We start from the raw sequence: 2,278 nt of genomic DNA on the forward strand, positions 1-2,278 counted from the left end.
GTAAGACTTTTAGACTTTTTGTCAATCAAAAAGTACCAGTTGTGGGAGAGATAGGGGGAAAATTCAGGGACTTTTTCTCTGAAAATTAGGTAATTGACCAGATGAGAATCGGTAAAACCCTACACCCCACACCCCACACCCCACACCCCACACCCTGTCCCCACGAAAAACTTTTTCAGCAGACCCTAGATAGTCAACAGCTTACCGACAATCAGCAATTATCAGTCATCCTTAAACTGGTACAAATGTATGGATAACCCCCTGTAAGCATCCCACTTGCTCCCGCTAATGCTTTCCAGCGTTTGGGGGAGACAGTTCCTCCACGGACATCTGATAGCAAATCGGTTTTTAGTGGTACGATTAACTGCCAATCAAACTTTAAAAACCCGCTCCCTTCTCCCCACTTCCCACTCCCCAACGGAGGGTTTGGGGGGTAGAATCCCCCAAGAGTCAAAGATTAAGTGATAAAATCGGAAATAACAGCCAATTCTAGCCGAGAGTTTCCCTTTAAAAATCCCAACCTAGTAAATTTACAAAAATGAGAGGCAACCGACAGGAGTTCTCCCTATGGATAGCAACCGATTAATCGAAGAATTAAAAAATCCCGACTTTTATCCTCATTCTGTCAAAATTCCCGTTGAAATTATCCAAACCCATGCTTCAATTATCTTCTTGACAGGAGATTATGCCTATAAAGTCAAGAAACCAGTTAATTATCATTTTTTAGATTTCTCCACTTTAGAAAAGAGAAAGTATTATCTAGAACAGGAACTAGAGTTAAATCAAAGAGTTGCTGCGAATATCTATCTGGAAGTTTTGTCAATTAATGAGGAACGGGGTAGCATAAGTTTAAATGGAGAAGGGAAAGCGATCGAATACATTTTAAAAATGAATCAGTTTCCCCAAGAATGTTTACTGAGTAAAGTTTTTGAACGGGGAGAACTAACGGAAAAAGCTATAAAATCTTTGGCTGAAAAAGTGGCAGGATTTCATCGACAAGCTGTGACTAATTCCTATATTACTCAATTTGGCAATTTAGAAGTTATTAAACAAGCTTTTGATGAAAACTACCAACAAACCGAGAAATATATTAATTTTGTCCAAACCCAAAAACAATACGATGAAACGAAAGCTTATACAGATAAATTCTTCGCAGAACACGGAGATTGGTTAGAGGAAAGACAAATAAAAGGGATGATTCGCGAATGTCACGGCGACTTACATTTAAATAATATCTGTCAGTGGCAGGGAGAAATACAATTATTTGATCGCATAGAATTTAATGAATCTTTTCGCTTCGTTGATGTCATGTATGATCTTGCTTTTACAGCCATGGATTTAACCGCTAGGGGGAGAGAAGATTTCGCTAATTTATTTGTCAATACTTATTTAGAACAAACCGCCGACTGGGAGGGTTTAAAAGTCTTGCCTCTCTACCTGACTAGACAAGCGTATGTGAGGGCAAAAGTCAATAGTTTTTTGCTTGATGGTGACACTTTTTCTGAGAAAATTAAAGCAGATGCACAGGATTATTATCAATTAGCTTGGCAGTACACACAACCGCAGAAACCGAGATTAATTCTGATGTCGGGATTTTCTGGCTCGGGTAAGAGTACCATAGGAAAAGTAATTGCTAAAAATCTTAATGCTATTCAGATTCGTTCCGATGCAGTTCGCAAACATTTGGCTGGAATTGACTTAAATCAAACAGGAAGTCTAGATATATATAGTCTCGAAATGAGTCAAAAAACCTTCGCTCGACTGGCGGAATTAGCCGAAATTTTAATAGCTTTAGGTTATCCGGTTATTCTCGATGCACGCTACGATAAATATGCTTGGCGAGAACCCTTATTAACCTATGCCCAAAATTTACAGATTCCTTTTCATATTGTCCATTGTCGCGCACCTATAGAAGTTTTAAAACAACGGATTGCCGCTAGAAAAGGTGATATTTCTGATGCTAATATCGAGGTTTTAAATGCCCAAATTGAGAAAACAGAACCTTTTAATGAAAAAGAACAACCCTATCTAATTTCCCTAGATACTACTAATCCCAATTGGTCAGAATTTTTAGAGAGTCAATTAGGTAAATAGGTTGAGATGAATCAACGATATAAAGTAGCAAAAAGGAGAAGCGATGGAAACTGTAGTGTTAAATCTAGAGACAGTTAATTTGACTGATGAACAATTTTATCATCTCTGTCAGGCTAATCAAACATGGAATTTAGAACGTAATCAAAAAGGAGAATTATTAATTATGCCTCCCGTGGGTGGAAAT

The 2,278-nt window shown here is 38.0% G+C and carries 2 protein-coding genes and 1 pseudogene; all 3 read left to right on the forward strand.

Going from position 1 to position 2,278, the window contains the following annotated elements; genetic code table 11:
- Positions 1–101: 101 nt before the first annotated feature.
- On the forward strand, positions 102–257 hold the full coding sequence (locus O9295_RS07805; protein WP_288032587.1) for a hypothetical protein: 156 nt from the start codon (positions 102–104) through the stop codon (positions 255–257).
- A gap of 310 nt (positions 258–567) precedes the next feature.
- Positions 568–2,094 (forward strand): bifunctional aminoglycoside phosphotransferase/ATP-binding protein, encoded by a 1,527-nt coding sequence (locus O9295_RS07810; RefSeq protein ID WP_288032588.1) that lies wholly within the window; start codon positions 568–570, stop codon positions 2,092–2,094.
- A 43-nt stretch (positions 2,095–2,137) separates the two neighbouring features.
- Positions 2,138–2,278 (forward strand): annotated as a pseudogene (locus O9295_RS07815) (Uma2 family endonuclease); the annotation flags it as partial.

It is taken from the genome of Microcystis sp. LE18-22.4A (assembly GCF_027531105.1).
In the GTDB taxonomy this organism is placed as follows: Bacteria; Cyanobacteriota; Cyanobacteriia; order Cyanobacteriales; family Microcystaceae; genus Microcystis; species Microcystis aeruginosa.

Bases quoted from the DNA above. Each gene is read 5' to 3' on its own strand.
- O9295_RS07805 (WP_288032587.1), top strand. From the start codon at position 102: ATGAGAATCGGTAAAACCCTACACCCCACACCCCACACCCCACACCCC.
- O9295_RS07810 (WP_288032588.1), top strand. From the start codon at position 568: ATGGATAGCAACCGATTAATCGAAGAATTAAAAAATCCCGACTTTTAT.